Genomic DNA, 25,262 nt, shown 5'->3' on the forward strand with positions numbered 1-25,262 from the left:
CTCAGGCGTGACGGTTTTCTCAGTCGCCGACGACGGGCAGTCCGCGCGCCACGGCGAGGTATTCCTCGGCCAGGGTGCGCACGATCTCCGCGGCCGAGCGGACGTCGTCGACGAGGCCCGCGCTTTGGCCCGCTTCGATCTTGCCGTTTGCGACGTCGCCGTCGAAGGCGGCCATCTTGAGTGTCGACTCGGCGAAGCGGGCTCGGCGGACCTCCAGCTCGGCGCCATCCTCTTCGAGCTTTCCCATCTCACGCGTGAAGGCGTTGGGCAGCACGCGGATCACGCCGAGGCCGCGCCCGACCGGTTGCGCATCGCCGGCCGAGGCCGCGAGCACTGCCTGCTGGTAGGCCGGATGGACGTTCGCCTCCTCGCTGAGCAGGAAGCGCGTGCCGAACTGCGCCGCGCCCGCGCCGAGCGACAGCGCAGCCGCGAGTCCCGCGCCGTCGGCGAAGCCGCCCGACGCGATCAGCGGCACGTCGGGCACCGCCCGGGCCACCGCACGGAGGATCACCAGCGTCGACACCAGGTCGGGCGGCGGGTGCCCGCCGGCCTCGGCACCGACGACGACCAGCCCGTCGATCCCGGCTTCGGCGGCTTTCGCGGCATGCACCGGACTCGCGACCACGTGCAGGCAGAGCGTGCCGGCCGCCTGGAACCGGTCGAGGTAGCGCTTCGGCCCGCCCTGCGACGCGATCAGCACCGGGATCCTGTGCTCCAGCAACAGGTCCATCGTCTCTTCGACGCCCTTGCGGTGTAGCGGGAGGTTCACCGCGAACGGCTTGTCCGTGCCGTCCCGCAACGCCTTCAGCGCGGCGCGTAGGTCGTCGTGGCGCATCGGGCCCGCCGCGAGCACACCCAGTCCCCCTGCCTCGGACACCGCGAGCGGGAGTTCCGGCGCCGACGAGGCCCAGGACATGCCGGCCTGAACGATCGGCAGGTCGATGCCCAGCAGTCGCGTGACTGGCGTGGGGATCCTCATCGGCCTGCCGCCAGCATCCGCACGGCGTGCTCGGCGAGCTGCCGTTTCCGGATCTTGGAGCTCGCCGTCATCCCAATCCCCTCGAAGCCTTCGACCACGCGCAGGTAGCGTGGAACCTTGAAGGCGGCCATCTCCTCCCGGCACCAGGCCAGCAGCTCGTCCGGGTCGGTCGCTGTGTTGAGCACGACGAACGCGAACGGCACCTCGATGAGCCGGTCGTCGGGCACGCCGACCACCGCGGCCTGCCGCACGGCCGGATGCTGGTGGAGCACCGCCTCGACCTCGGTGGGTGCGACGTTCTCGCCGCCGACGCGGATCAGCTCCTTCGCGCGGCCGGTGAACGACAGCCGCCCGTTCGCGTCGAGCACTCCCAGGTCGCCGGTGGACAGCCAGCCATCCTCGTCGAGCGCCGCCGCGGTCTGCTCCGGCATCGCGTAGTAGCCGCGCATTACATTCCAGCCAAGTACGAGGATCTCCCCCGGTTTCCCGGGCGGACAGTCCTCGCCGGTCACGAGGTCGCGCAGGCGCACGGAAACGCCGGGCTCGGGCGGCATGGAGCCGCTCACGCGCCGGTCCTCGTCCTCCCACCACGCCGACTGCGCGACGTTCGGCGAAGCCTCGGAGAGCCCGTAGCCGACGACGGCCTCGCGTGCGCCGAGCTCGTCGATCACGCGCCGCACGACGGTCGGCGACGCGGCGAGCCATGCGCCGCGCAGGTGCAGGCGGTAGGAGTCGCGATCGGGGTGGTTGAGCAGCATTAGCGCGATGGTGTCGTTGCCGGCGAAGTGGGTGCAGCGCTCGTCGGCGAGCAGCTGCAGAGCGGTCTCGGGGACGAACCGCTCCGCCGTGACAAGGGTCGAAAGTTGTTGCAGGCAAGCGAGAACGGAGAGCGTCGAGCCCGCGACGTGGAAGAACGGCCGTCCACTGTAGAACCGGTCCCCCGCGCGCAACCCCAGTCGGGTACCGGAGAAGAACGCGTCCGCACACATGTTCCGGTGCGTCAGCAGCACGCCCTTCGGGAACGACGTCGTACCGGAGGTGTACTGGATCAACGCGACGTCATCGGGCTCCGCGCACGGCGCGACGGCCTCGGTCCCGCTTGCCGTGAACTCGTCCCAGCTTCGCGCGCCCGCGGGCACGTCGTCGCCGAGCACGACGACCTGCGCCAGCTTCGGCAGGTTCTCATCCGGCAGCCCGGTTTCCACGGCGGGGCAGATCTTGCGCAGCATGGCGACGAACTCGGAGCTGAGCACCTTCTCGGCAACGAACAGCAGCGACACGTCGGACTGGCGCAGCGCGTACTCCAGCTCAGACGCCTTGAACCGGGTATTGACGGGGACGGTCACCGCCCCGAGCGACGTGATCGCGAGGAACAGCGCGACCCACTGCGGTCCGTTGCCGAGGCACAGCCCGACGTGGTTCCCGCGCCGGACGCCTGTGGCGTGCAATGCCGCGCGCAGACGGGTGACCTCGTCGGCCAGCTCGGCGTAGGTGATGCGCTCGGTGGCGTTGACGACGGCTTCCACGTCTGGCACCACCACGGCGGCCCGCGCGAGCGCCGCGTCTGTCGTGAGTGGACAGATCCCGGTCAGGTCCATGACGCTCACTTCCCGACCTTGTTTGCGAATTCGTCCACGCCGCGCCGCCAGTCACCGGCCGCGAGGTTCCGCTCGATCGCGGACATCTCGATGCGGATGCCGTTGGACAGGGTTGTCTCCTCGCCGAGATCGACGGCCTGCTTCGTCAGGCTCAGCGCCCGCGGCGGCGCGTCGGCGATCGCGTCGACGGTCTCCCGCACGAGCTTGTCCAGTTCACCCTCCGCGGCGAGCCGGGTGACGAGTCCGAACTGCCACGCCTCGTGCGCGCCGAGGGATCGTCCGGTGAACAGCAGTTCCTTCGCGCGGCGCTTACCGATCACGCGCTGCAGGCGTTGCGTGGCGCCGATCGTGCCCCAGTGCGGTTCGGGGAAACGGAAGGTCGTCGCGGGAGAGGCGAGGACGAAGTCACAGCTCATCGCGATCTCCCCGCCCGAGCCGACGACCGGGCCGTCGAGCACTGCGACGACGGGCTTGGAGCAGCGTTCGATGGCCTCGTAGGCGGCGAAGGAGGTGAGCCTGCGGCGGCGCACCCACGCCGCGTCCTTTCCCTTGCGCTCCTTGAGGTCCGCGCCCGCGCAGAACACCGGCCCGGCCGCGCGGACCAGCACGAGCCGCACCTCGTCGTCGTCCAGCGCGGCGAAGGTCTCGAGCAGGGCCTCGCACATCGGCAGGTTCAGGGCGTTGCGCGCCTCCGGCCGGTTGAGCGTCACCTCGGCGACGCCGCCCGCTTTCCTCAGCAGCACGGGGTCCACGTCAGATCACCTCCTCGCGCCGCAGCGCATCGATGTCCACTTCGGACATGCCCAGGAACTCTGCGAGCACACCCGCCGAGTCCGCGCCCAGCCCTGGCGGCACCTCGGGCTCAGGGTCGTCGAACCCGGCGAACCGCAGCGGGGTGCGCAGCGCGGGGAACCGGCCTTCGGCGGGGTGGTCGAAGTGCCCGACCATGCCGCGCGCGACGGTGTTCGGGTCCTCCAGCGCCTCGCGGACGGAGTTGACCTCGCCGATGGGGATGTCGCGCTCGCGCAGGGCGTCCGCCAGCTCGTCGCGGGGACGCTGCGCGAACGCCGCCCGCAAGGCGCCGAGCACGCGTTCGCGCTGGGCGAGCCGTCCCTTGTTGGCCACCAGCTCCGGGTCGGCGGCGAGCTCGTCGAGCCCAAGGACCTCGCACAGCGGGGCCCAGTGCTGGTCGCTCGCGCTCAGGTGCAGCCAGCGGCCGTCGCGGCACTGGAACGCGGCCGAGGGCACTCGGCCGGGGTGCTGCGTGCCCTGGCGGACGGGGTCCTCGTCGTAGACGAAGACCCGCGCGGCGGCGAGCGCGAGCAGACTGATCTGGACGTCCATCATCGCGACGTCCACGTGCGACCCGTGCCCGGCCTGGGCCCGTCCGAGCAGTCCGGCGAGCACCGCGATCGCCGTCCACTGCCCGGCGGCGAGATCGGACACCGGGATGCCGGCCTTCGCGGGAGGGGTGTCCGGGTGCCCGGTCAGGTGCATGATCCCGGACAGGGCCTGGAAGATCGTGTCGTAGCCCTTGCGGTCGCGGTACGGGCCGTGCTGCCCGAAGCCGGTGTTCGACACGTAGACGAGGCCGGGGTTGAGCGCGGACAGGGCCTCGTAACCGAGGCCGAGCTTGTCGAGGGTGCCGGGAAGGAAGTTCTCCACGACGACGTCCGCCTTCGCGGCGAGATCGCGCGCGATCCGCTGGCCGCGCTCGGACTTCAGGTCGAGTGTAAGCGACCGCTTGCCGCGGTTGAAGGCGAAGAAGTAGGCGCTCTCCCCCGCCGGCAGCCGCGGCTCCCAGCCGCGCGACTCGTCGCCGCGGCCGGGGCGCTCCACCTTGATCACGGTGGCGCCCAGCTCAGCGAGCGTCTGGGTCGCCAGCGGTGCGGCCAGCACGCGGGAGAAGTCGAGGATCGTGATACCGGACAAGGGTTTCATCGGCGCTCCCGGAACCCGCGCATGATCACGTTCACGTCCCGGCCGGCGCGCATCGCCTCGGCGTACGGGAGGTCAGCGACGCGGTGGAAGAGGCTCTTGGTGGCCGCCATCGCGAGCGGGCTGGCCTCGGCCCAGCGACGCGCGATCTCCAGTCCCTCCTCGAGCGCCTGCTCCGGCTCGGCGACGCGGTTGGCCAGCCCGAGGTCGAGCATCTCCTGCGCGGTGAGCATTCGGCCGAGGCTGATCAGCTCGAAGGCGAGCTTCGGGCCGAGCTGCCGCTGCAGACCGGTCATCACGACGGCGGGCACGATCGAGTGGCGCATCTCGGGGTAGCCGAACCTCACGTCCGTCGCGACGACGGTCATGTCCGCGCCGATCGCCAACCCCGCGCCGCCACCGATGGCGTGCCCCTGGACCACGGAGACGACCGGCGTGGACAGCTCCCGCAGCAGCGACTGCGTCCTGCTGGTCAGGTCGGCGCGCTCCAGCACGGCGGCCGGGTTGTCCGGGATGAGATGGCTGAACTCGGACAAGTCGGCGCCGGCGCAGAAGCCGCGGCCGTTGCCGGCGAGCACGAGCGCTCGCACCTTCGGGTCGCGGTCGGCCTCGAGCAGGGCGTCGTGCACTGCTCGGGTCAGCTCGGTGTTAAGCGCGTTGAGCTTCTCGGGACGGTTCAGGCGCAGGATGCGCACCTTGCCGTCGTCCTCGGTGAGCAGCACGTCAGGCATGCAGCGCCTCCTTCCGTCCCTTGGCGACCATGCTGTGGAGCTCACGGCCCAGCGCGTGCTCGCACAGGCGGGAGGCGTCCGCAACGCGTTCGGGGTCCAGCCCGGTCTCGACGCCCATGGCCTCGAACAGGCTGACCAGGTCCTCAGTGCAGGCGTTCCCGGTGAGCCCCTGCCCGTAGGAGATGCGGGCGGGGTGCCCGCCGACGCCGCCGAACGCGGTGTCGAAGTGGCGGCACCCGGCGTCGAGTGCGGCGACGCAGTTGGCGATCGCCGTGCCGCGGGTGTTGTGCATGTGGGCCACAACCGGCACGGTGACACCGGCCTGCTCGACGCGGCGGTAGAGGTCGGCGACGGTGCGCGGGGTGGCGGCGCCGATGGTGTCGCCCAGCGTGATCAGCCCAGCGCCCAACTCGGCGAAGCGCACGATGTCGGCGACCACCGAGCCCGGGTCGACAGCGCCCTCGAACGGACAGCCGAACGCGACGGACACGACGCCCACCAGCGTGAACCGGCCGCCGGCGAGGCGCGCCATCTCGGCGACGTTGCCCCACTGCGCGGCACGGGTGGTGCGGAGGTTGCGTTCGGTGTGGCCCTCGGTGGCCGAGACCAGGAAGCTCAGCTCCTCGGCCCCGCGGCCGGCGTCCAGGTCGGCCAGCGCGCGCTGCACGGCACGCGGGTTGGGGCACGTCGCCTTGTACGCGACACCATCTGCCTCCGGGAGCGCGGCAAGGAGCTCGCTCGCATCGGCGAACGCGGGGACGTGGCGGGGGTGGCTGTAGCTGGTCGCTTCGATACGGCGGAAACCCGCCGCGGTGAAGGCGGCCAGCAGCTCCAGCTTGGTGGCCGTCGGCACGAACTGCTCTTCGTGCTGCAGCCCGTCACGGGCGAAGCACTCGCAGATCGTCACGCGGTCTGCCATCGGGATACCTCCTGGTCGGGGTTCCCTTCAGGAGTACCCGAGCAGTGTTGATTATGTCAACACCTAGAGATTCTCCTGACTTTCCAAGGCCTTCGCGAGCTTGCCGAGCTTCTCCAGCGCGGAATCGAGCACCCGCCGCTCCTCGTCGGTGAGGCACACGAGGAAGGCCTCATTGCGTTCGTTGGCAGCCTTGATGAGCCCCCGGTAGACCGAATGTCCCTTACGGCTCAGCGACAACGGCGTGGAGCGCCCGGCACCGGCCTCGCGCACGAGCAGCCCGCGTTCGTCCAGTCGCGCCACCACGCGGCTCATCTGCGCCTTGTCGAGCCCCGCGCGCGCGGCGAGCCTGTTCAACGTCAGTGGGGACTCCTCCCCCAGCAGGGCAAGGGTGCGCCACTCGCCGAGGCTGACGTCGAAGTCGCGCCGATAGCGAGCGGCCGCGCTGTGGGAGATCGCGTTGGCCACCCGGTGCAGGCGATAGGACAGCAGCCGGGAGATCGGCAGCAGAGAGCTCATCTGACGAATCCTAGGTCACGGCGGACGCGCCGCCGTCGCGATTCGTGTGTTGACTTTGACAACACCTGGGCGGAAACTCGGGCGGACACCCCACCGACCCAGGAGTGAGACAGTGATGTCGACTTCGCGCGGCGAGCCCGCGACCTCCCCGAGGACAGCAGCCCCAGCGTCCCGCGACGGGCTGTACCGCAAGGTCGCCTGGCGAACCATGCCGCTGCTGCTCGTCTGCTACGTGGTGAGCTTCATCGACCGCACCAACATCGGTATCGCGCAGGTGCGCCTCAAAGCCGACCTCGGGTTCAGCGAGGGCGTCTACGGCCTGGCCGTCGGGCTGTTCTTCGTCGGGTTCATCATCTTCGAGGTGCCGAGCAACATGCTGCTCGCGCGGATCGGCGCCCGGAAGACGCTGGTGCGCATCATGATCACGTGGGGCATCGTCACGCTGCTGACCTCCCTGGCGACGACGCCGACGCTGTTCTACGGCGCGCGGTTCCTGCTCGGCGTCGCCGAGGCCGGGTTCTTCCCCGGCGCGCTGTTCTACCTCGCGCAGTGGTTCCCCTCCGCCCGCCGCACACGCATGACCGCGCTGTTCTTCCTCGGCGTGCCGCTCTCGGGCATCCTCGGGCCGCCGATCTCCGGCTGGATCATGCACACCCTCGGCGGCGCGCTCGGCCTGCACGACTGGCAGTGGCTGTTCGTGCTCGAAGGCATCCCGCCGATCCTGCTGGGCGTGCTCGTGTACTTCCTTTTCCAGGACAAGCCGTCCGAGGCGAAATGGCTCAGTGACAACGAAAAACGCGCCATCGAAGAGGACCTTGCCGCAGACCAGGCACGCAAGGGCGGCGACGCCAAACACGGCAGCATGCTCCGGGCGCTGAAAGATCCGCGCGTCTACGTGCTGGGCCTCGTCTCGTGCGGGTGCTACACGCTCGCCAACGCCGTGTCGTTCTGGACCCCGCTGATCATCAACAGCTCCGGCGTCGGGAACGTGCTCAGCATCGGCCTGCTCGCGGCGATCCCGCCGATCCTCGGCATGGGCGTGATGATCCTGGTGGGCCGGCACTCCGACAAGACGCTGGAACGGCGCTGGCACGCGGCCGGTGCGGAGTTCTTCGCGGCGGCCTGCCTGGTGGCGCTGTCCTTCGCGACCGGCAACCCGTATGTCGTGATCGTGTTGCTGGCCTTGATGACCGCGGCCCACTACTCCGGGCTGACGGTGTTCTACTCGATCCCGTCGATCTACCTGTCGGGCCCCGACGCGGCGAGCGGGATCGCGATGGTGACCACGATGGGTTCTTTCGCGGCCGCCACGAGCCCCGCGCTGCTGGGCTGGATCAAGACGACGACCGGTTCGCTCGACCTGGGCCTACAGATCAGCGCCGGCGTGGTGGTGCTCGGCGGGGTGATCCTGTTGCTCGGTATCCCTGCGAAGGCCTTGCGGGAGCGCCACACCGCCGAGGCATGAGCAGACAGTCCACAATGGAGCCGTGCTACGCCAGGCTTTCCTCGTCCTTGACGATTCCGGCCAACGCGGTCAGCTTCTCGAGCATCCGTTCCAGCGCCGCGATGTCGCGGACCCCGGCGTGCCGGCGGATCATCCAGGCTCGCCCCGGACCGCCGACAAGGCCAGCGCCCACTACTTCGAGTCGCGGTGAAAGGATGGGTGAACAAAACAATCCGTCCGAACATGGCCGACAAGAGCGACCGGCGGTATCCGCAGTTGTGCGTTGTGACAGGCTGTGCGGGTGGGTTGTGTTGACGGTTGTCTGGCAACTGAATCACCGGCACCACCGCGGGGCGGGCGTTGGCTGGTTCCGGCGGCGGCGTTCCGGTTTGGTGAGCTAGACCAGAGCTAGACCGGCATCGTCTCCGGTGAGGCGAGTCTGTACCAGTTGGGCGGGATCTCGGCGCGGTTGGAGACTGCGTTGGTTGGGGTCGCCGGGTCGTGCGGTTGCGGTGCACGGTGTGGGCGGGGTGGGGAAGAGCACGTTGGCGACATCGCGCTGTTCGTGTTCCGGTGGTTGTCGTTTCCGCCCACGGGGGGTCCGGCACCCCCTGAGCCTCGGGTTACACGGCGTCGGCTCTGGAGATGATCGCGAGTTCGTCGGTAATCACGGTCAGCACCTCAGGTGCGGTCTCGATCAGTTGTGGGGCCACCTCGTGCCACCGGCTCAGCCTCAGCGCGTCGGCCAGTGAGCTCGCCCAGGGGCTGTCGTGGTTCTGCGCCAGTTCCCTCAACACCTCTCCCCTCCTGTCCGGGTCGGTGATCGTTCGAGCTGGGAAACCGACAGCCCCGAGGCGAGGCTGGTTGACACACTTAGTACACTAAGTTGCATGACCGCCCGACCAAGCCGTGCGCCGCTCTATCGCACGATCCAAAGCGAGATCCAGCGCGACATCCTGAGCGGCAAGCTGAAGCCGGGGGACTGGCTGCCGTCGGAGAGTCAGCTGCGGGCGCAGTACGGGGTGTCCCAGACGTCGGTGCGGCGCGCCTTCCAGGAGCTGCAGCGGCTCGGCCTCGTGGAGCGGTTCCACGGTCGGGGCAGCATTGTCGCGTCGAACGAGATCCGGGCGATGAGCTTGATGCTCGGTCTGGGGCGCGAGCTTCGGCAGCGCGGCTTCGCGATTCGACCCGAGTTGCTCAGTAACGTCGAGGAAGCCGCCGACGCCGCGGTTGTCCGAGCGCTCGACCTCGAAGCCGGCGACACGGTGAGCCACATCGAGCGGCGCTACTGGATCGGCGACGATCCGTTCGTCTTCCTCGACCACTATCTGGTGCCGCAGCCCGGGATCGACTTCGCCGAGTTCACCGGGGATTCGCTGTACGCCTTCCTCTCCGGCAGGGACGCGCAGCCCACGCACGCCCGGGAACGGGTCAGCGCGGTGAACCTGTCCGCGGCGGAGGCCGAGCGGCTCCAGGTCGAGCCGGGCACGGCGGCGATGCTGCGCGAACGCACGTCCTTCGGCGTTGATCAGCGTCCGGTGGAGTTCACCCGCTACATCCTGCGCGGCGACCGTTACCACCTCGACATCGATCTCCGGAGCGAGCGTTGAGCGCCGTGCCGCGGCTTGTCGTCGTGGGGGACGCGAGCATCGACTACTTCGTCCAGGTCCCGCACATCGCGGGCAACGACAACAAGGCCATCGGCTCGCTGTCCGGCGTGTACGGCGGCGGGATGAGCGCCAACCTCGCCGCGGCGGCCGCGCAGCATGGGATCGCGGTGGACTTGATCACGAAGACCGGAGCCGGGCCGTACACCGATGCCGCGCTGGCCGAGCTACGCCGGCTCGGGGTGTCGATCGAGCATTCCCTGCGAGACCTTCGGCATCCGACCTGGATGTGCTTCGTCCAGCTCGACGCGAGTGGCGAGAAGGCGCTGACCGGCGCGGACACCGGGATCAAGGTTCCGGCGATCGAGGAGATCGACGCGTCGGTCATGGCGGGTGCGGATATCGTCGCGCCGCTGGCGGACGATCTTGAGTGGGCTGCGGCCGTCGCGGAACTTGGCCGTGCGCGCGGGGCGCGAGTCGCCGTCGATCTCGAACCGGACGCGTTCGAGCCGGATCAGCCGGAGTTCGCCCGACTGCTCGGGCTCAGCGACATCGTCTTCCTCAACGCCGCTTCGGCGACCAAGCTCGCTGCCGAACCCCGCGGCGCCGCCCGTCGGTTGATCCAGCTCGGCGCGGCACTCGTTGTCATCAGCGAAGGTGCGCATGGCGCGTCCACTTTGGACCGTGACGGTGTCGTGCACCGCGCGCGATTGCGCGGCGAGGTGACTGCCGTCGACACGACAGGCGCCGGCGACGCACTGGCCGGGGCGTTTCTGGGCGCGCTGCTGGCCGGGGCCGAGGTGCACGAAAGCCTTCGCCGAGCGGTGGCTCAGGCGACCCGGTGCGTCACCGCCGTCGGCGGCCGCACGTATCTGTCCGGCTCGCAGCGCGGCGAATGGCCGGACGAGTTGATCACGATCACGACTGAGAGGTAACGAGTTGAATTCTGTGCTGCGTTCCAAGATCCACGGCAGCCTCGCCGCGGCCTGCCTGGCCGACGCGCTCGGCGCGCCGACCGAGGAACTGAGCCGGGACCAGATCCGGACGGCGTTCGGCGGCTACGTCACCGAATTCCACGCCCCACTGCCGGGCGCTCCCTACGCGAAGGGCCGCGCCGCCGCGCAGATCACCGACGACTCCAGCCAGATGATCATGCTCGCCCGGCTGCTCGCCCGGACCGGTGCCGCGCTGAGCCCGGACGACATGGCGCAGCTGCTGATCGAGTGGTCCAAGAACGAGAACTACTTCCCGCATTTCGCCGGGCCGACCACTCGCGAGGCCATTGCCCGCCTGGAGCGCGGAGAGGACCCCCGCGAGGTCGGCCGCACCGGGACGATCATGACCCAGGGTGCCAGCAACGGCGCCGCGATGCGGGTCGGGCCGGTCGGGCTGTTCCACCACGGCGACCCGGAAGCGGCGGTCCGGACCGCGTTCACCACCTGCGTGCCCAGCCACAACACGCCGCCCGGTGTCGCTGGTGCCGCAGCCATCGCCGCCGCGGTGGCCCGGGCCTGCACGCCCGGGGCAGAGATCATCGACATCGTCCGCGCGGCGACCGACGGTGCCCGGGCTGGTGCCGAACTCGGCCGGACCGAGGGCCGCGACGTGCCTGGCGCGTCGGTCGAACGGCGGATCGACCGCGCGGTCGCGCTGGCGATCACGGCCCGCGACGACGAGCACGCGATCGACCTGATCGCCGGGGAGATCGGGGTCGGCCTGCCCGCCGCGGAGGCAGTGCCTGCCGCGCTCGGGTTCTTCGTCGCCGCGGGCGGGGATCCGGTTCGGGTCGCGCGGCTGGCGGCGAACGCAGGAGGGGACAGCGACACCATCGGCTGCATGGCGGCCGCGATCGCGGGCGCTTACCGGGGGATTGAAGCGATCGACGAGGCCGCCGTCGCCGAGGTGGAGCGCGCGAACGACCTAGACCTGGCCGGGCTCACGGACGAGCTGTTGGCCGCGACCCAGCACTAATAATCCCCGCTCCGACCCGAAGGGACGCTCGACGATGAGCACACGAAGCGACGAATTCGCCACGGTGACTTGGAAGGAGCGTCTCTCCTTCGGCGGCGGTGACCTCGCCACGAACATCGCCTGGGGTGCACTGGCCACCTATGTGGCTTTCTTCTACACCAACGTGATCGGGGCGGCGGCGTCGGCGGTCGGCACGATAGTGCTCATCGCGCGGCTGTTCGACGGAGTGGTCGACGTCGGGATGGGCGCGATCGTCGACCGGACCTCGACCCGCTGGGGCAAAGCGCGTCCCTGGGTGCTGTGGGCAGCCGCCCCGTTCGCCATAGCGCTGATACTGGTGTTCACCGTGCCGGGCATGGAACCGACGCCGACGCTGGTGTACATCACCATCACCTACGCCCTGATGAACATCGCCCTCAGCGCCGCGGTGATCCCGTACGGAACGCTGAACACCCGGATGACGCGGGACTTCACCGAGCGCTCCCGGCTCAACGTCACCCGGATGTTCGGCGCGACCCTCGGCTCGCTGGTCGTCACCGTTCTCACGCTGCCGCTGGTGAGCGCGCTCGGCGACGACCAGCGCGCGTGGATCATCACGTTCTGCCTCTTCGGCGCGCTCGCGGCCGTATTGTTCTTCATCACCTTCCGCAATACGCGGGAACGCATCGTCGACACCGCGCCGCCGCAGGATCAACCCGGCATCGTCGAATCGCTCAAACTCGCGGTGCGGAACCGCTATTGGCTGCTGCTGTTCGCGATCTTCATCGTGTTCAGCGTCGCGGAATCGCTCTACACCGGAGCGACCGCCTACTTCGCCCAATACTTTCTCGGCAACGCCGGCTTCGCCGCGCTGATGTCTTTCATGCTCTACATCCCGGCATTGCTCGGCATGCTGTTCATGCAGTCGGTGTACAACCGCTTCGGCAAAATCGCCCCGATGATCGTCGGCGCGGCGGTCTTCGTGGCGGGCTCGCTGATCATCGCCATCGACCCGACCGACATGGCCCTGGCGGTCACCGGCTCGATCCTCCGCGGCATCGGCCGGATCCCGATCTTCGGCGCGATCTGGGGCATGCTCCCCGACACCATCGAATACGGCGAGTGGAAGAACGGGCGCAGGCTGGAGGGCGTGCTCTACAGCGCGGGCAGCATGGGGCAGAAACTCGGCTACGGCCTTGGCGCGGCAGCGCTGGGCTGGGTCATGGGCGCGGCGGGCTACAACGGCTTGAACCACACCCAGCCGGATTCGGCGTTGTCGGCGATCAACGCGCTGTTCGTGTATGTGCCGATGGCGTTGTTCGTGCTGTTGATTGTTTTGTTCTGGGCTTACCGGCTGGAGCGGATTTACCCGAAGGTGGAGAAGGAATTGGCTGAGCGCCGGACCGCGGCCGGGGAAGGTTCGCTTTCCCTCGGGGAGTCTGACCGGAAGTGATTCTGACCGTGCCCGCAGTCAACGCGGGGCGAGCACCACCACCGGGATCTCGCGATCCGTCCAATCCTGGTACTTGGCGAAATCCGCGTACAGTTCGACCATCCGCGGCCAGAGTTCGCGGCGTTCCTCCGCCAACGCGACTCGCGCCGTGACCGGGAGATCGCGACGGCCCTTGACGTGTACGCGGGCTTCCGGGTGCGCGAGCAGGTTGAAATACCATTGCGGGTGCTTCGGCAGGCCGCCCTGGGAGGCGACGAGGATCAGGTCGTCGCCGGAGCGCAGGTACAGCAGCGGGGTGGTGAACGTCCGGCCGGATTTGCGGCCGCGGTGTTCCCAGCAGCAGCGTCGGCACGGGGTGGCGGAAACCGGCCCCGACGCGCCATTTGCTGCCGATCCGGCCGTCGGTGGCGGTGAAGACCTTGACCTGGATTTTAGCCATGTACTTCATGATCGCCGCCGTCACCGGCGAGTCCAGGCCCTTCGGTGCCTGTGCGGGAAGGGAAAAGCGTCCCATCGTGACCTCCTGGCGGGGCGAACGCGTCAGCGGGCAGGCGGTTGCGGGCAGTGGACGGCGGTCGATCCGGCCAGCGGCATCGGGTCGAGGCCGAGCTTGCGGTGGTCCCAGGAACGGACGCGCGCCACGTCGAGGCGGACCGCGACTCGTTTGCGGAGCATGAATTCCACCATCGGTTTCACCTCGTCGGTGTACTCGCCGTGGTAGCGCTCCCAGATGCCGACGCCGACCGCCCAGAGCGCCCGGCAAGGCCGCTCGTCTGTGGTACTCGCCCACGACGGCGCAGGCGTTCACCGCGGCCGGCAACAACCTCGAACTCGCGATCGCCGTCGCCATCGCGGTGTTCGGCGTGAGCACAAGCCCAAGCTCTCGCCGGGGTCGTCGGCCCGCTGATCGAGGTCCCCGTGCTCGTCCCCTGTCGACGTCAGCCTCTGGCTCCGCAAGCGCTGGGGTGACAAGGGGACGCAAGCACGGTGTGCGGTCACCGGAGGCTAGCGACGAACTTCTTCAACTCGCCAGTCAGCGCCGGTGAGACGTAGACCTTCAGCACGTCGACGCGCGCCGGACAGACGTCCAGGTCCGGGCAGACCAGCGGAATCATGACCCGCAGCGTCTTGGCCAACTGCGCCTGAGGCACGGCGCCGAGGATCCGCTTGACCCCGAACGCCGTCGTCGCACCCAGAACCTCCGCGAGGAACTTCGGGAACCCCAGACGGATAAGTCCGTCTCGGACCGGCTGCTGCCGTCGACGCCTACGCCGTCAGGCTCGACTCGCCGTACGTGCGGGGTTGATGCAACGTTCTGAGAGCGCCGACCGTCCATCAGTCATGCCGATACTGGTATTGCTGGTGCTCCTGACGGCCTGTGGGACTCAGGCCGGCGCTCCGGGACGGCCGTGTACGGAGATCGCCGCGTTGGTAGGCATCAATGTGCGGATCACGCCGTCGGTGGCCGGGCGTTTCGCCGATACGACGAGCCTGGAGGCATGCTGGAACGGCTCGTGCCACACATATCCCTTCGTGCTGTCGCCGGCCACGACGGCCGCTGACTCGACCTGTGCCGGCACCGGTCCTGATGACACATGCAGCGCTCAGGTACGCGAGACTGGCGGGAAGACCGGATTCGCCGTAATCCCCGAGCTTCCCGCCGCCCCGGTGCGGGTGACCTTCGCCGGCGAGACGCTCACCGTCACACCAAAAGCGGTGTATCCCAACGGTCCCGACTGCGGCACCGGCGGCCCGCAGGTGGAACTCACCGTCGACGAAAACGGTGTGCGCTAACGCTTGCTGGTGCCCGCGATGAACGCGGCCGAGTCGTGGGCCACTTCATGCGTGCCGAACTCGTGAGGGGAGACGCGCTCCCGTCCTCCGCGGAACTGTCGGTCCTTCAAAGTATCGTGCAGCTTTGCACGAAATCCAAAGAAGAGCGCCATAAGATTTAGACCTCTCAGCGCCGTTGAATGCAGTTCGGGACGGTTCGACGCGCATGTTTGCTCTCCATTTGCTCCCCGCGATGCTCCCGACAGCCCGTGGCAGGCGAACATGTGAAGGTGCCAATGCTGTGAAGTACCGGGCAGTGGTGTGACCATTCGGTATGCGTGTGACCGGTCGGATGTGCTATCGGCGACAGAAGAGTGCGTTGGCGATTGGACCGGTTGCGCGGTCAGAATATGGCGATGGGGTTAACCGCGACGCCGCTCCGTGGATGCGGGGCGGGCCTACGGTGAGCAGCAAGCTGTAGCGCTTGAGCTCCGCGCACAGCTGAGCGAGGGCGTCGGGCTGTGCGGTGTCGATAAGCGGCATCGCTATCTGGTCCCGGCGCGGATCGCGGAGTTGCAGTTGCCGCCGCTGTCCAGGTACGAGGCCGACCTCAGCAAGTGACAGCCGTGTCGAGGTCACCGGCGGTTCTTGCGCCGAGCCGCGCCTTGAAGCTTGCGTTTGGACTTCCTGGGATCAATGCCGCCACCGCTCTTGCCAGGCGACGGCCGACCATGCCGCGCCCGGTTCAACGCGGTGTTGCGCCAGCTCGCCAGGATCTTGGGCAGATGGTCTCGGCTGTTGAGCCACTTGACCGCAGCGCGGGTGTAGAGGTCATCCGTCTCCTCGAACTTTTTCGCAAATCCGGGTTCCAGCAGCACCCGCCGTGCGAGAGCCGTATACATCGGGTCTTCGGCGAAGCGCTGCATGCCCTGCACCTTGCCGACACCCGGACAGAACGCACCGCCCACGAACCACGCGGCGCCAGCCATCACGCTGCCGGAATCCTCACTTTCCTCGGTCGTCAGCTCGGTGAGGCGCGTCGCAATTTCTCGCTCGGCCTCGTCGATCGTGACCTCCACCTCGGTCTGAAGCGCCCGCTGGTAGGCATCGATCGCTTCGGCCGAGGAAGATAGCCTCAGCCGCTGCTCGACGTCGGTGGTCTCGAAATGCAGGACGCGTTCGGATGTCTGAAGCCCTGAGCGTCGGCCGAAGACCCGCGCTGTCTGGCGGAACCCGGTCAAGAAGGTGACCTCAGGGCGCTTCAAGCCTCTACGGATTTCGTCGCCATGCCGGGCATACGGTGACGAGACGAACGGACAGACCTGGGCCGCGTACAGGGCGCAGACTTCATGGACCGGTGCCTCGCTTGAGACAAGCGTTTTCGCTGTCGCTGCTGCTTCATCGACGGAAACCTGCCACCGCAGCTCCTCGCCGAACGGAAGCGCGCACACTGCGCAGAGGTCGAAGGTGGCCAGAGCGAGCTTTCGCCGCTCCGACAGCGCACCGAAGTCGATGTCCCCAGGCGCCTGGCCGATCACGGCAATGATCGGGTAGCCGCGAGGGTCGAGGCGGAGGTGGGCAAGCCGTTTCGGCTTCGGGACCGACCGGGGCCCCCTGCCTGCCGGTGAGCGTGAATCACCGAATGTCATTTTCATAGCCTATGGGAAGCCGTCGTCAGTGCCGTAGGAACATGCAGTACGAGGTGCCGCTGGGTTGTCCCCCAACGGCACTCCGGGGTTGCTATCACTCCGGCGAACCGCCGTCCGCGGGCTGTGGGCTCAGGTACTCCTCGGCGAGCTTGGCTAGGTGCATCGGCAGGGGCCGGGCGAGGGGGACGTAGTCGTCGTGGAACCTGAGCTGGTGGGCGATCGCCGCCCATGTCGCCGCCTCGTCCTGCGCGGGGCAGCCCAGCACCGTTAGTTCCAGGTACTGCGGGTTCCAGGCGGTCACCGTGGGCGCAGGGGCGGCGCCCTGCTCCCCGGCGAGCTTGCGGAGCCCGCGGGGCACTTTGGGGAAGTTCTTGGGTACGTCGGCCGTGCTCGCGAAAACCCGATTATCCGATGCCGCGTCCTGCGACACCCAAAGGCCGACACCGAAGCCGGGCGTGTCGTTGTCCTTGCCGGGCGCGTACCACTGCGGGACCTCGTCTCGGCTATTGCGGTCGCGGAGCAGGACAACCCGCAGGTGCTCGCCGAAGGCACCCAGCCGTTGGTCCGGTTCGCCGGCGAAGCCGAGCTTGTCCCGCACCAAGGCTTCGTTGCCCAGCCACCGCCACGAGTCCCGCAGGTTGCCCGCGTTCGCCAGCAGCAGTGTCGGCCGGTTCCGGACCTGGAAGAGGATCGCGCGCACGCGTCGTTCGATGTCGGCTCGTTCGTCCTCGACGGTAAGAAGCGGCCGAAGGCCACTCGCCGGTACGTCGGCGGCAGGGCCTCCGCCCGCCGCGAGAGACACGAGGAGGTCCGCGTATGGAACCCAGTCCTGCGCGCGGTCGTCCCAGCCCCGGACCGGGTATTCCAGATCGGCCGGCCGCACTCGCACGGCGACAAGATGCCGGCTGGCTCGCTTGGTCATCGTCGTGGCTTGTTTGCGCACCACCCACAGGGCCACGTACTGGAGGTCGGCCGGGATATCGGTGCCCGCTCGGTGCGGCGGTGCGGAGGAGGCACCGAGCTGACGAAGCCCGTCCCGGCACGCGGCTTCGGCGCGGGTCGCCGGATCCGCGGTGTGGTCGTCGGCGATCTGAATGAACTGGGAGAGCCGCCGGGTGTCGGCGAACCCGAGCCGCAAGGCAGGCTTCGGGTCCGTGCCGGGAATCGTAAAACGATCGGCGCCGGGGATCTCGATCAGGGCCAGTCCTGGGCGACCGGTGCGAAGCGGGTACCGCGCGGCCACCGCCGCTCGCCGTGTGCGCAGTGCCTCAGCGGCCTGGGGTTGTGCGTCCGGCTTAGTTTTCAGAGCCGTGGTTAGGGAGCTTGCGTCGGAGAGCACGAGATCGACTTCGAGCCCGTCCATGGACCACCGGCGGAGGTCGCCTTCGCCGGGGTCAGCAACCCCGAGCAGCAGGGCTAGCTGTCGCAGCAGGTGCTCCCGTGTCTCCGGGTAGACAGTGACAATATCGACGTGCAGCGGTTCCCCCGCCAAGGCAGCACGTAGCGAGGCCCTGCGGCCGGACACAGCCCGCAGTTCCACCGCGGCCCGGCGCACCGGGTCGGTCTTCGGCACCTTCGGGAGCAGGACCGGCTTGGTGACGTGGAACGCCCGCTTCAGCGAAGGAAGCCGGCGCAGCCAGGGACGGAGCCCGGCTTCGACCCACTTGTCGAGGTGAGCCCGCTCCCCGGGCATCAGGCCGGTGGCGATCTTGTGCGGGCCCATCGCGGTGCTGTGCACCACCGCCGCCATGACGTCGTCTTGGCCAGCCAGCCACGCGCGCGGGTCGGCGATGAGGTCTTCGGGTTTCGGGTAACGCCTCACAAGGTCGAGGTCATCGATGATCTCCACCGGGCTGTGCCCCCGCCACGTGTAACGCCCGTCGGAGGCGGAGAACTTCATCGCGTTTCCGACCAGACGGAGGCGGCGCGTCTCAGTCTCCTCCTCCCAAGGGAACGGGAGGTCGAACAGCACGGTGGCGCCGCGCCCACCTGGAACCCAGATAGGGGAACGGGTCGCCCACCGGCGGATCCCCGACGACACGTGGACGCGGAACGACGGGGAGAACGGCACGGTGTGCAGAGTGATCCCTAAGCGGGCCGAGTACCGGTGGTCCACCCCGTGTTTCCGGAACGTCTGCGGTGGCCACGAAACCAGTTCCGCCCCATGTTCGAGCCGGACCACGCGGAACCACATGTCCGTGTCCGCCCCCTCGGCGCGGAAGGGGCGCTCGGCCAAGCGAAGGGCCAGCAACTCGGGTAGGAGCGCGTAGAGCCGTCGGTGTGGCGAAGCGGTACCGCCCGGGGACACGTCGGTACCGGACAGCTCAACCGCGCAGGTCGACCACTCCGGTTCCGTCCGGCGGACCGCGTCGAGTACGCGGCGGGTGGCGGCCTGGTGCTCGCTCTCCGGCCGGAGAGCGGCGACCCAGCTTAGGAACGCAGGTAGGACGACGCCGGCTGGGAGCGGCTCCCACGCGTAGAGCCATGGCACCGAACTGTCGGCGGCGGCACCGCGGCCGGTCGCGAGTATTCCCGGCGCCACTGCGCGGAGGAGGCTGTCGAGCTTTCGGACCGGCAGCCCGGCGAACGGTTCCCGGCTCCGCCAACCCAGCGCGGACAGATCGGTCAGTTCGGTGCGCCACTGCTCGGCGAAGGTCGTTACGTGGAGGTCTTCGACCCACGGGCCGGCGTCGGGGTCGGGTTCGTATGCGCAGGGAGTGATCAGAGAGTGCATTCCGGAGTCCTGTCGTTGAGAAGGCGGTCCAGGGCCGCCCAGAGCGGCCGGTAGAGCGCGTCGACGATGTAGCGATCGTGCGCCGGTTCGGTGGAGTCTGCGGTCAGGTACGGCGTCAGCACGGCGTGAATGTTGTGCAGCAGGCTGGTCGTGGACGTTTCTTCGGCCGGTCTGCCTGCGGCCGTTTCCGGGGCGAACGCGGAGTCGACGAACACGACGCGGGCAGGCACCCCGCCGCGCACCAGACGGCCAATGACCTGCCAGATGAGCACCAGCAGGTCCCAGGTCACCGTGTCACGGTCGGGGCCGAGCGAGCTCCAGCCGAGCGACCTGGCGAGGGCTCGGTACCAACGGGCTCGCGCTTCCGTGCGGATCGCCGTGGCACCGTGGTCCAGATCGCTCGCTTCGCCCAGCTGCTCGGCGAAGTCTGCGCTGTCGGTGAACCGGACCAGCCAGTCGTTCACGGTATGGACCGCGAGCCCTAGGTCGTCGGGCCGGGGGTTGGGCCGCGCCAGGAAGAAAACGCTGCCGATGGCGGCGACTTTGTCGTCGTTCAGGATGTTGTGCCCGCGCTCTACGGCGAGCAGCGGCGCCACGAGGATCTCCGCGTCGGTGTGGCGGAGGGTATCGACATCGCCACGGCGCAAGACAGGCGCGTGTCGTTCGTCGTCGCTCCCGACGACGACCTCGACGTCGTCGGACACGAGCCGTACCACCCGGCCCTTCCACCTCGGGCTCAGGGTGTGCAGGGTGTCGGCTGCCAGCTCGGCTTCGTCGTAGCTGCCGACCAGAAGGAGAATCCGGCGGCGGGAATCCGGCCACTCCCGTAGCTCGCGCTCCAGCATACTGCCGTCGTGGTCGGGCTCGCCGAGGCGCGTGACCATGCGGCGGAGGATCTCCGGTCGCTCGTCGAGGTCGGCGCCGGAAAGCTTCAGCGTCTCGGGCCCGGCTCCGCTTCGCAGGAACTCGAACCGCATTTCGGTTCCACCGACGACGGCTTCGACGTGGTCTTTATCTGGAAGCAGGATGACGCCGACAGGGACCGGCACGTGGTAGCGGCTGGAACTGCCCGCCCAGCTGGTCCCCGACATCAGGAGCACGTTGGTGCCCGGGCGGCCGTCGACCCGGGGAAGGTCGGGCATGGCGCGGAGCAATTCCCGCCCGATGCCGCTGCACCGGAAGTACCGCAGCTCACCGCTCTGCACGCCGTGCCGCGGCGGCCCGTCGACGATGAACTGGAAGCCCAGCACGTTCCCCATCGGAGCTTCCGGGACGATCGGGCCGTAGTCCGGCGGTCGCTGGTACATGTCGTTGAAGCCCAGTTTCAGGACGGATTCGACGCGAGGCCACATCGCGTTCATCAGGGCCAGCTTCGGTTCCAGCGCCGACAGCAGGAGGGTGAACTCGAACTGGCGGCGCTTCTCGTCCAGCCAGTCCGCCGGATCCCGCGCCGGCTTATGACCGCGCTTGGCTGGCCTGGGCTGTTCCTGTTCCTCGTCGTAGGCGATCTGCAGTTCTGTCAGCTTCGGAGACAGATCGAACAACTTCACCAGGAAGTCGCTCAGCTTTCGCCGGGTTGCCGGCTGGCGCCCGGTGGTGAGCACTTCGTTCACGAGCGCTGTCAGCTCCGGAGTGACCTTCCCCGCGCGGTCTCCGAAGGGGTTGTCCCGGAACTCGTCGAGCAGCTCGGTCAGTTGCCGGCGAGGCTCTTCCGCGTCGGTCGCGTCGTCGGGGTAGCGTTCTTCGATCAGCCGAAGCTGCAAGGTCCAGGCGCTGAAATAGCCGGTCCGCACCCAGTCCCGAAGGCTGCGGTCGGCGACCAGCATCGCGTACAGTCGGTCGGTCGTCGTAGTGATCGTGTTGACTGCGGCCGTCCAGTCCTCGACATCGTGGTGGGACAGCTGGGTGCGGGCGCCTTCGAACAGCTCCCGGTTCTTGTGGCCGACCAGGTCGTCCAGCAGCGACCTGCTGTCCGCGCCGCCGACCAGGGCGACCGCGGGAGCGAACATCCGGTCGAGCTGCATCTGCACCCGATCGGCTTCGTCGATGATAACGAGGTCGCTGCGTCTGCAGGCCGCCTCGAGATAGCGGATCTTTTCCGCGTTCTGTGGTCGTGGCACGGCGGCGTCCACCAGACCGGCAGGCGTCGAAACCCAGATGGTGGCTGGCACCAGTTCGTGCGCGCCGCGGTGCCGTGGGCACCCAGCCCAGTAGGGGCAGGTCACCGGCACCGTCGACCACTCCCGTTTGGCGTCGGGCCGCACGGTGCGGCGGTGGAGCCGCGTGCACGGGGCCTGGTTGAACGCGAGGATGTCGTCTTGGTCGCCGAGAAGGGTGTTCAGCACGCACGACGTGCTTAGGTAGCTGAACCCGGGATTCTGGTGGGCGAGGACGTTCGCCTCGCCGCGCCCGGCCAGCCTGCGGTGCATCCGCTGCGCATGCCGTTCCTTGCCCGACGCGCCCAGGATCGGCGCCGCCATGCCCCCGGTGTACAGGTTGTAGAGCCTGACCAACTCGAGGGTTTCGGCGATGTCGCCGACCACGACAGTGATCCGGCCGCCCTGCCGGGCGAGGTGCACGGTCAGCACGTCACGCAAGGTGCTTTTCCCCGCTCCGACGATGCCGAGCAGGTGTTCGATCCCCGCGATGGTGAAATCGCGATTTTCACAAAACGTCGACTCTCCTCGTGTCCGGAGCCGGACCGAACGCATACGGCACGCCCAGTCGTGAGGTTCGATGATGTCCATGTCCTCGGCCGTCACGATCAGGTCGTCCCAGTTCACCGATATCGGCTCGCCACTTCCGGGCGGGAGCAGGTGGATGTCGTGTCCGGCCGGCCGGGCGAGGTGCGCGGTGTCGGGCAAATCGACGCGGACCGTCGCGCGGCCGGCTTGGAACCGGTGCAATCCTTGCCGCGCGAAGACGACTGGGCTGCCCCTGAAGGGAGGGGCCGTAGCCAGTAGCCGGTCGTACCGGGTGAATCTGTCATCGGCGATGCCCTCTGTCGGCAACCGGACGATCTGCGCGTCCGGGCTCGGTACGTCGAAGGCCCGGATCTTTTTGTTCAGGGCCTGGTAAGTCGCCAGGGCGTCGTGCCATGCCGTCCGCCGACGCAAGGTCCACAACGAGAAGCGCGCTGAGCGGAGAGCGGTAGCCGCTTCGTCGCTCGTCACGAGTCCGCGGCCGCGGGCGTAGGGGATTCCGCAGAAGAGAACCCAAGCCCCGCCCACCGCTTCGCCGCGGTTGAGCCGTTCGTGCAACCGGAGCCCCAGTTCGACGTCGCACAGCAAGGCTGCCTGGTCCGATCGGAGGCCAGCTTCGTCGAGGGCGTCCAGGACGGGTGCCAGCACGGGTCCAGGGTCGCGCATCAGGGATCCTTTCGGTCGTTGGTCGCGCCAGCGAGCAGTTCGCTTTCGGTCGCGAGGGTGACAGGTGACCCGAGTGGCAGTGCGCCGGCGAAAGCCCGGCGGGCGACCGGCGTGGCCAACGTGGAGCTGTCCGGGATCACCGCGATGTCCACTCGGTCGGCTGTGGCGTCGATGGCCAGGGCCGAGGCGACGATGCGGTCGTAGCACCGGAAGGAAACTGGTGCTCTGCCGGGAAACCGGACTTCGTGGCGTCGGGTGGCGAGATCTAAAGTGCGAACCGGAAGGCCTGTGGCTACGAGACCGTCGCGAACCCGATCGTCTAATGTGGATGGTAAGGCCACGAAGAGCCGGAGCGCGGAATGAAGCAGCAACGCCCGGCCAGCCGGCAGCCGTTGCTCAACCCAAGCCCCCGGCGGACAGGTTTCTCGCTCGCACCAGGTGACGAGTTCGCCCGTGAGGCGGTCCGGCCGGGCAGGCAGCCCGCACTCGCATAGGCCGACCCGTCCCCGGACGACCCAGGCGGCCGGAACCGGCTGGTACAGAGCCTTGACAAACTTGAAGACCGACGCGGCCTTCGGATTCTTCATCAGAAGTTCGCGCTGTGTGTCAGGTCCGACCAGAACGTGTGACCGGAGAAACCGGAATCGCTCGGCTGCTTCTGCCGCGGGAAGATCGGACAGGGCCTCGACCATGAGCGCGTCGGCAATGGCCGCCACTCCCGCCAGCTCGGCACAAGCCCGTGTCCGGGTGCGGTGCACCGGATCGACGAGAGCCATCCCGGTGTGCGCGGGCGGGTACGGCCAGCGCTCTGACGCGAGGTCCGTGCACCACTCGACCAGCTCGGGCACTCCCGCCGGCGGCGTTCGCTCGTGGTCGAGGCACTCCCGCACGACCAGGTCCAGGGCGTGTTGGGTGTCATCCGGGTACGGCGGAACCGACGGGCCCGCACTGTCGTGGCCGGACAAAGCGTGTATGCCACAGGCCAGGTGGTGGAGTAACGTCGTCGCGTCCATCATGCCTCTCCTTCGGTCGCTTCCCGAGCGGAACACCACTGGGCCACTTCGCAGCTTGTGCAATGCCGGCCTGGCACGGGGAGGAACCGGTCGTCGCCGTGCCACTGGCTGAATGACTCGCGCACCACCGTCTCGGCGTGCCGGCGTACTTCCGGTGTCCGCGGGTCGAGCGTGTAGAGGTCGGCTCCCGTGGGACGGAGCACCTCCAGCTCGACCCGGCCGATTCCCAGCCCGAAGTCGTCACGTGCGGCGAGAATGGTCGCCAAGGCGAGCTGCGGATACTGCTCGAGCCAAGGACGCGTCCCACGGCGTGCCGAGGCCGATGTCTTGACCTCCCGCCAGACCCACGTGGTGCCGTCGTGGTACAAGAGGTCGGGCTTGGCCAGGACGACCGTGTCGGCGTCGGTGTCGTCGAAGACCAGGTCGGGTTCCACCCGGAGGTCAGCCAATGTCCGCGTGTGGCGAACCGGGCACACCACAGCGTGGTGGCGCAGGAGCACGGTGCCGAGTGCGCGGTCTTCCTCGGTCAGATTGAAGCCCGGTGGTACCCAGTCCGCCGAGATCCGGGCGTTGCAGGGATAAGTGGTTCTGTCGTGGCGGTCCTCGAGGTACCGATGCACCGCTCGCCCGCGTTCGGCCGACGGCCCGCGCTCGACCCCTTGGTCAACGGGCAGGCGCTGACGACGTCCGTAGTCACGGGCCGGGCAGACGGTGTAGTTGCGCGCCGACGTGGCGGACCAGCTCCGGCGGGGCCGCCGCCGGTTCCGGACACCCAGCAGTCCCGGAGTCCGGCGCAGCTCGGGGCACACGGCAGCGAACGGGCAGTCGGCGCACGCGGCACCGGGCCGATACACGAACGGTTCGCCGGCGTCCACCAGCTGCGCCAGAGCGGTCCGGCCTGACACCGCGTACAGGTCGAGAGCGGCTTGCCGCGAGCCGTCGAACAAGGTGAGCGACCGGCCGTCCAGCATCCCGAACTGCCGGATCGTGACGTGCTCCGGGGGCGCGTCGGGACCTCCCGAGGCCAGGACGAGCGCGGCGACCGCGATCTCGGCGTCCGTTCGCGTCCGGCCATCGAGCCGGTTCACCGGCAGCCGTACTTCACGGACCTTGCCGTCCGCGGAGCGGTAGCACCGGCCCCAGACCGTGATCCGGTACTGCCGGGCACCTCGCTGATCCGCCTGGGCCAGCGTGGTTTCGTAGACCCACCGTCCACGGAACGGCTTCAGTGCGCCGTCCTGACCGGGTGGGAACGCATCGAGGTAGCGGTTGACGGCGTGGTCCGTCCATCGTCGGACGGAGTCGTGCAATGGGCGCTTACCGACCTTCGCGAGCGCGTCTCCGACTGCCGTTCCTTGGTGCTCGACGAGGTCGAGGACGTCCATGAACGGACCGTTCGTGAAGGTCTCCAGCATCTCGGGCTTGCGAGGCACCGGTGTGTCGGCCCGGTAGCGCGGCCGTGCGGTAAGCGCGTCGCGCGCCGGGCAGCGGTACCTGGCCGATCCGAGCATCCCGACCGACACCTTGATCAGGCCGGAATCACCGGACACCCCGGCCGGGGGGTGCCATGACGTCATTTCTTCCTTCTTC

Annotated in this window: 22 protein-coding genes and 2 pseudogenes; 8 read left to right on the forward strand and 16 right to left on the reverse strand. The window is 68.6% G+C overall.

The features are described 5' to 3' along the window. Positions 1-19 precede the first annotated feature (19 nt). The 7 genes from A3CU_RS0139790 to A3CU_RS0139820 form a co-directional block, all read right to left on the reverse strand. Positions 20-979: an NAD(P)H-dependent flavin oxidoreductase gene (locus A3CU_RS0139790; RefSeq protein ID WP_027946925.1), complete on the reverse strand. Its 960-nt coding sequence runs from the start codon at positions 977-979 to the stop codon at positions 20-22. Continuing rightward, positions 976-2,577: an AMP-binding protein gene (locus A3CU_RS0139795; protein WP_027946926.1), complete on the reverse strand. Its 1,602-nt coding sequence runs from the start codon at positions 2,575-2,577 to the stop codon at positions 976-978. Before A3CU_RS0139795 ends, A3CU_RS0139790 begins: the two co-directional genes overlap by 4 nt. A gap of 5 nt (positions 2,578-2,582) precedes the next feature. After that, positions 2,583-3,329 (reverse strand): enoyl-CoA hydratase/isomerase family protein, encoded by a 747-nt coding sequence (locus A3CU_RS0139800; RefSeq protein ID WP_043844185.1) that lies wholly within the window; start codon positions 3,327-3,329, stop codon positions 2,583-2,585. A 1-nt stretch (position 3,330) separates the two neighbouring features. After that, positions 3,331-4,518 (reverse strand): CaiB/BaiF CoA transferase family protein, encoded by a 1,188-nt coding sequence (locus A3CU_RS0139805; RefSeq protein ID WP_027946928.1) that lies wholly within the window; start codon positions 4,516-4,518, stop codon positions 3,331-3,333. Then, the gene (locus A3CU_RS0139810) at positions 4,515-5,246 is read right to left on the reverse strand and encodes an enoyl-CoA hydratase/isomerase family protein (protein ID WP_027946929.1); all 732 of its coding nucleotides are present in this window, start codon (positions 5,244-5,246) and stop codon (positions 4,515-4,517) included. Before A3CU_RS0139810 ends, A3CU_RS0139805 begins: the two co-directional genes overlap by 4 nt. Continuing rightward, positions 5,239-6,165, reverse strand: coding sequence for a hydroxymethylglutaryl-CoA lyase (locus A3CU_RS0139815; RefSeq protein ID WP_027946930.1), 927 nt, complete (start codon positions 6,163-6,165; stop codon positions 5,239-5,241). Before A3CU_RS0139815 ends, A3CU_RS0139810 begins: the two co-directional genes overlap by 8 nt. 63 nt (positions 6,166-6,228) lie before the next feature. Beyond that, positions 6,229-6,681 carry a MarR family winged helix-turn-helix transcriptional regulator gene (locus A3CU_RS0139820; RefSeq protein ID WP_027946931.1) on the reverse strand — a complete coding sequence of 151 codons (453 nt, stop codon included), beginning with the start codon at positions 6,679-6,681 and terminating at the stop codon, positions 6,229-6,231. 115 nt (positions 6,682-6,796) lie between these two features. Between A3CU_RS0139820 and A3CU_RS0139825 the strand changes: the two genes are divergently transcribed. Next, on the forward strand, positions 6,797-8,146 hold the full coding sequence (locus tag A3CU_RS0139825) for an MFS transporter (protein WP_043844187.1): 1,350 nt from the start codon (positions 6,797-6,799) through the stop codon (positions 8,144-8,146). A 602-nt stretch (positions 8,147-8,748) separates the two neighbouring features. On the opposite strand, the gene A3CU_RS53240 is transcribed toward A3CU_RS0139825, so the two are convergent. Continuing rightward, on the reverse strand, positions 8,749-8,922 hold the full coding sequence (locus A3CU_RS53240) for a hypothetical protein (protein ID WP_156960793.1): 174 nt from the start codon (positions 8,920-8,922) through the stop codon (positions 8,749-8,751). 93 nt (positions 8,923-9,015) lie between these two features. Between A3CU_RS53240 and A3CU_RS50415 the strand changes: the two genes are divergently transcribed. Genes A3CU_RS50415 through A3CU_RS49075 form a run of 4 tightly spaced genes read left to right on the forward strand, consistent with a single transcriptional unit; the run spans position 9,016 to position 13,135 of the window. Continuing rightward, entirely contained in the window at positions 9,016-9,735 is a 720-nt protein-coding gene (locus A3CU_RS50415; protein ID WP_027946933.1) for a GntR family transcriptional regulator, read from the forward strand. A gap of 5 nt (positions 9,736-9,740) precedes the next feature. Next, complete coding sequence (locus A3CU_RS0139845; protein ID WP_245617555.1) at positions 9,741-10,667, forward strand: carbohydrate kinase family protein; 927 nt, start codon at positions 9,741-9,743, stop codon at positions 10,665-10,667. 13 nt (positions 10,668-10,680) lie between these two features. Continuing rightward, positions 10,681-11,703, forward strand: coding sequence for an ADP-ribosylglycohydrolase family protein (locus A3CU_RS49070; protein WP_052373006.1), 1,023 nt, complete (start codon positions 10,681-10,683; stop codon positions 11,701-11,703). A 34-nt stretch (positions 11,704-11,737) separates the two neighbouring features. Beyond that, positions 11,738-13,135, forward strand: a complete 1,398-nt coding sequence (locus A3CU_RS49075) for an MFS transporter (RefSeq protein ID WP_043844189.1) — start codon at positions 11,738-11,740, stop codon at positions 13,133-13,135. 18 nt (positions 13,136-13,153) lie between these two features. On the opposite strand, the pseudogene A3CU_RS49080 reads toward A3CU_RS49075, so the two are convergent. Further along, a pseudogene (locus tag A3CU_RS49080) lies at positions 13,154-13,649 on the reverse strand (nitroreductase family deazaflavin-dependent oxidoreductase). A 26-nt stretch (positions 13,650-13,675) separates the two neighbouring features. Beyond that, positions 13,676-13,822 carry a hypothetical protein gene (locus A3CU_RS49085; RefSeq protein ID WP_245617535.1) on the reverse strand — a complete coding sequence of 49 codons (147 nt, stop codon included), beginning with the start codon at positions 13,820-13,822 and terminating at the stop codon, positions 13,676-13,678. Positions 13,823-13,887: 65 nt separating this feature from the next. On the opposite strand from A3CU_RS49085, the pseudogene A3CU_RS54980 reads away from it, so the two are divergent. Further along, a pseudogene (locus A3CU_RS54980) lies at positions 13,888-14,144 on the forward strand (ACR3 family arsenite efflux transporter); the annotation flags it as partial. Here A3CU_RS54980 and A3CU_RS53245 read toward each other — a convergent pair. Further along, a complete protein-coding gene (locus A3CU_RS53245; protein ID WP_156960794.1) occupies positions 14,131-14,286 on the reverse strand; it encodes a hypothetical protein in 156 nt (51 codons plus the stop codon). The pseudogene A3CU_RS54980 and the gene A3CU_RS53245 sit on opposite strands and share 14 nt — an antisense overlap. Positions 14,287-14,476: 190 nt before the next feature. On the opposite strand from A3CU_RS53245, the gene A3CU_RS0139875 reads away from it, so the two are divergent. Then, complete coding sequence (locus tag A3CU_RS0139875) at positions 14,477-14,929, forward strand: hypothetical protein (protein ID WP_027946935.1); 453 nt, start codon at positions 14,477-14,479, stop codon at positions 14,927-14,929. 420 nt (positions 14,930-15,349) lie between these two features. Then, entirely contained in the window at positions 15,350-15,529 is a 180-nt protein-coding gene (locus A3CU_RS53250; RefSeq protein WP_027946936.1) for a hypothetical protein, read from the forward strand. Positions 15,530-15,543: 14 nt separating this feature from the next. On the opposite strand, the gene A3CU_RS0139885 is transcribed toward A3CU_RS53250, so the two are convergent. From A3CU_RS0139885 to A3CU_RS0139905, 5 genes are all read right to left on the reverse strand, one after another. Further along, complete coding sequence (locus tag A3CU_RS0139885; RefSeq protein WP_156960795.1) at positions 15,544-16,557, reverse strand: hypothetical protein; 1,014 nt, start codon at positions 16,555-16,557, stop codon at positions 15,544-15,546. A 94-nt stretch (positions 16,558-16,651) separates the two neighbouring features. Continuing rightward, entirely contained in the window at positions 16,652-19,291 is a 2,640-nt protein-coding gene (locus A3CU_RS0139890) for a pPIWI_RE module domain-containing protein (protein ID WP_027946938.1), read from the reverse strand. Further along, a complete protein-coding gene (locus A3CU_RS49095) occupies positions 19,279-22,659 on the reverse strand; it encodes a pPIWI_RE_Z domain-containing protein (RefSeq protein ID WP_052373009.1) in 3,381 nt (1,126 codons plus the stop codon). Before A3CU_RS49095 ends, A3CU_RS0139890 begins: the two co-directional genes overlap by 13 nt. Continuing rightward, the gene (locus tag A3CU_RS0139900) at positions 22,659-23,675 is read right to left on the reverse strand and encodes a pPIWI_RE_Y domain-containing protein (RefSeq protein ID WP_156960796.1); all 1,017 of its coding nucleotides are present in this window, start codon (positions 23,673-23,675) and stop codon (positions 22,659-22,661) included. Before A3CU_RS0139900 ends, A3CU_RS49095 begins: the two co-directional genes overlap by 1 nt. Next, complete coding sequence (locus A3CU_RS0139905; protein WP_052373011.1) at positions 23,672-25,249, reverse strand: PD-(D/E)XK nuclease family protein; 1,578 nt, start codon at positions 25,247-25,249, stop codon at positions 23,672-23,674. Before A3CU_RS0139905 ends, A3CU_RS0139900 begins: the two co-directional genes overlap by 4 nt. Positions 25,250-25,262 lie beyond the last annotated feature (13 nt).

This window comes from Amycolatopsis taiwanensis DSM 45107, from assembly GCF_000519205.1.
GTDB lineage: Bacteria > Actinomycetota > Actinomycetes > Mycobacteriales > Pseudonocardiaceae > Amycolatopsis_E > Amycolatopsis_E taiwanensis.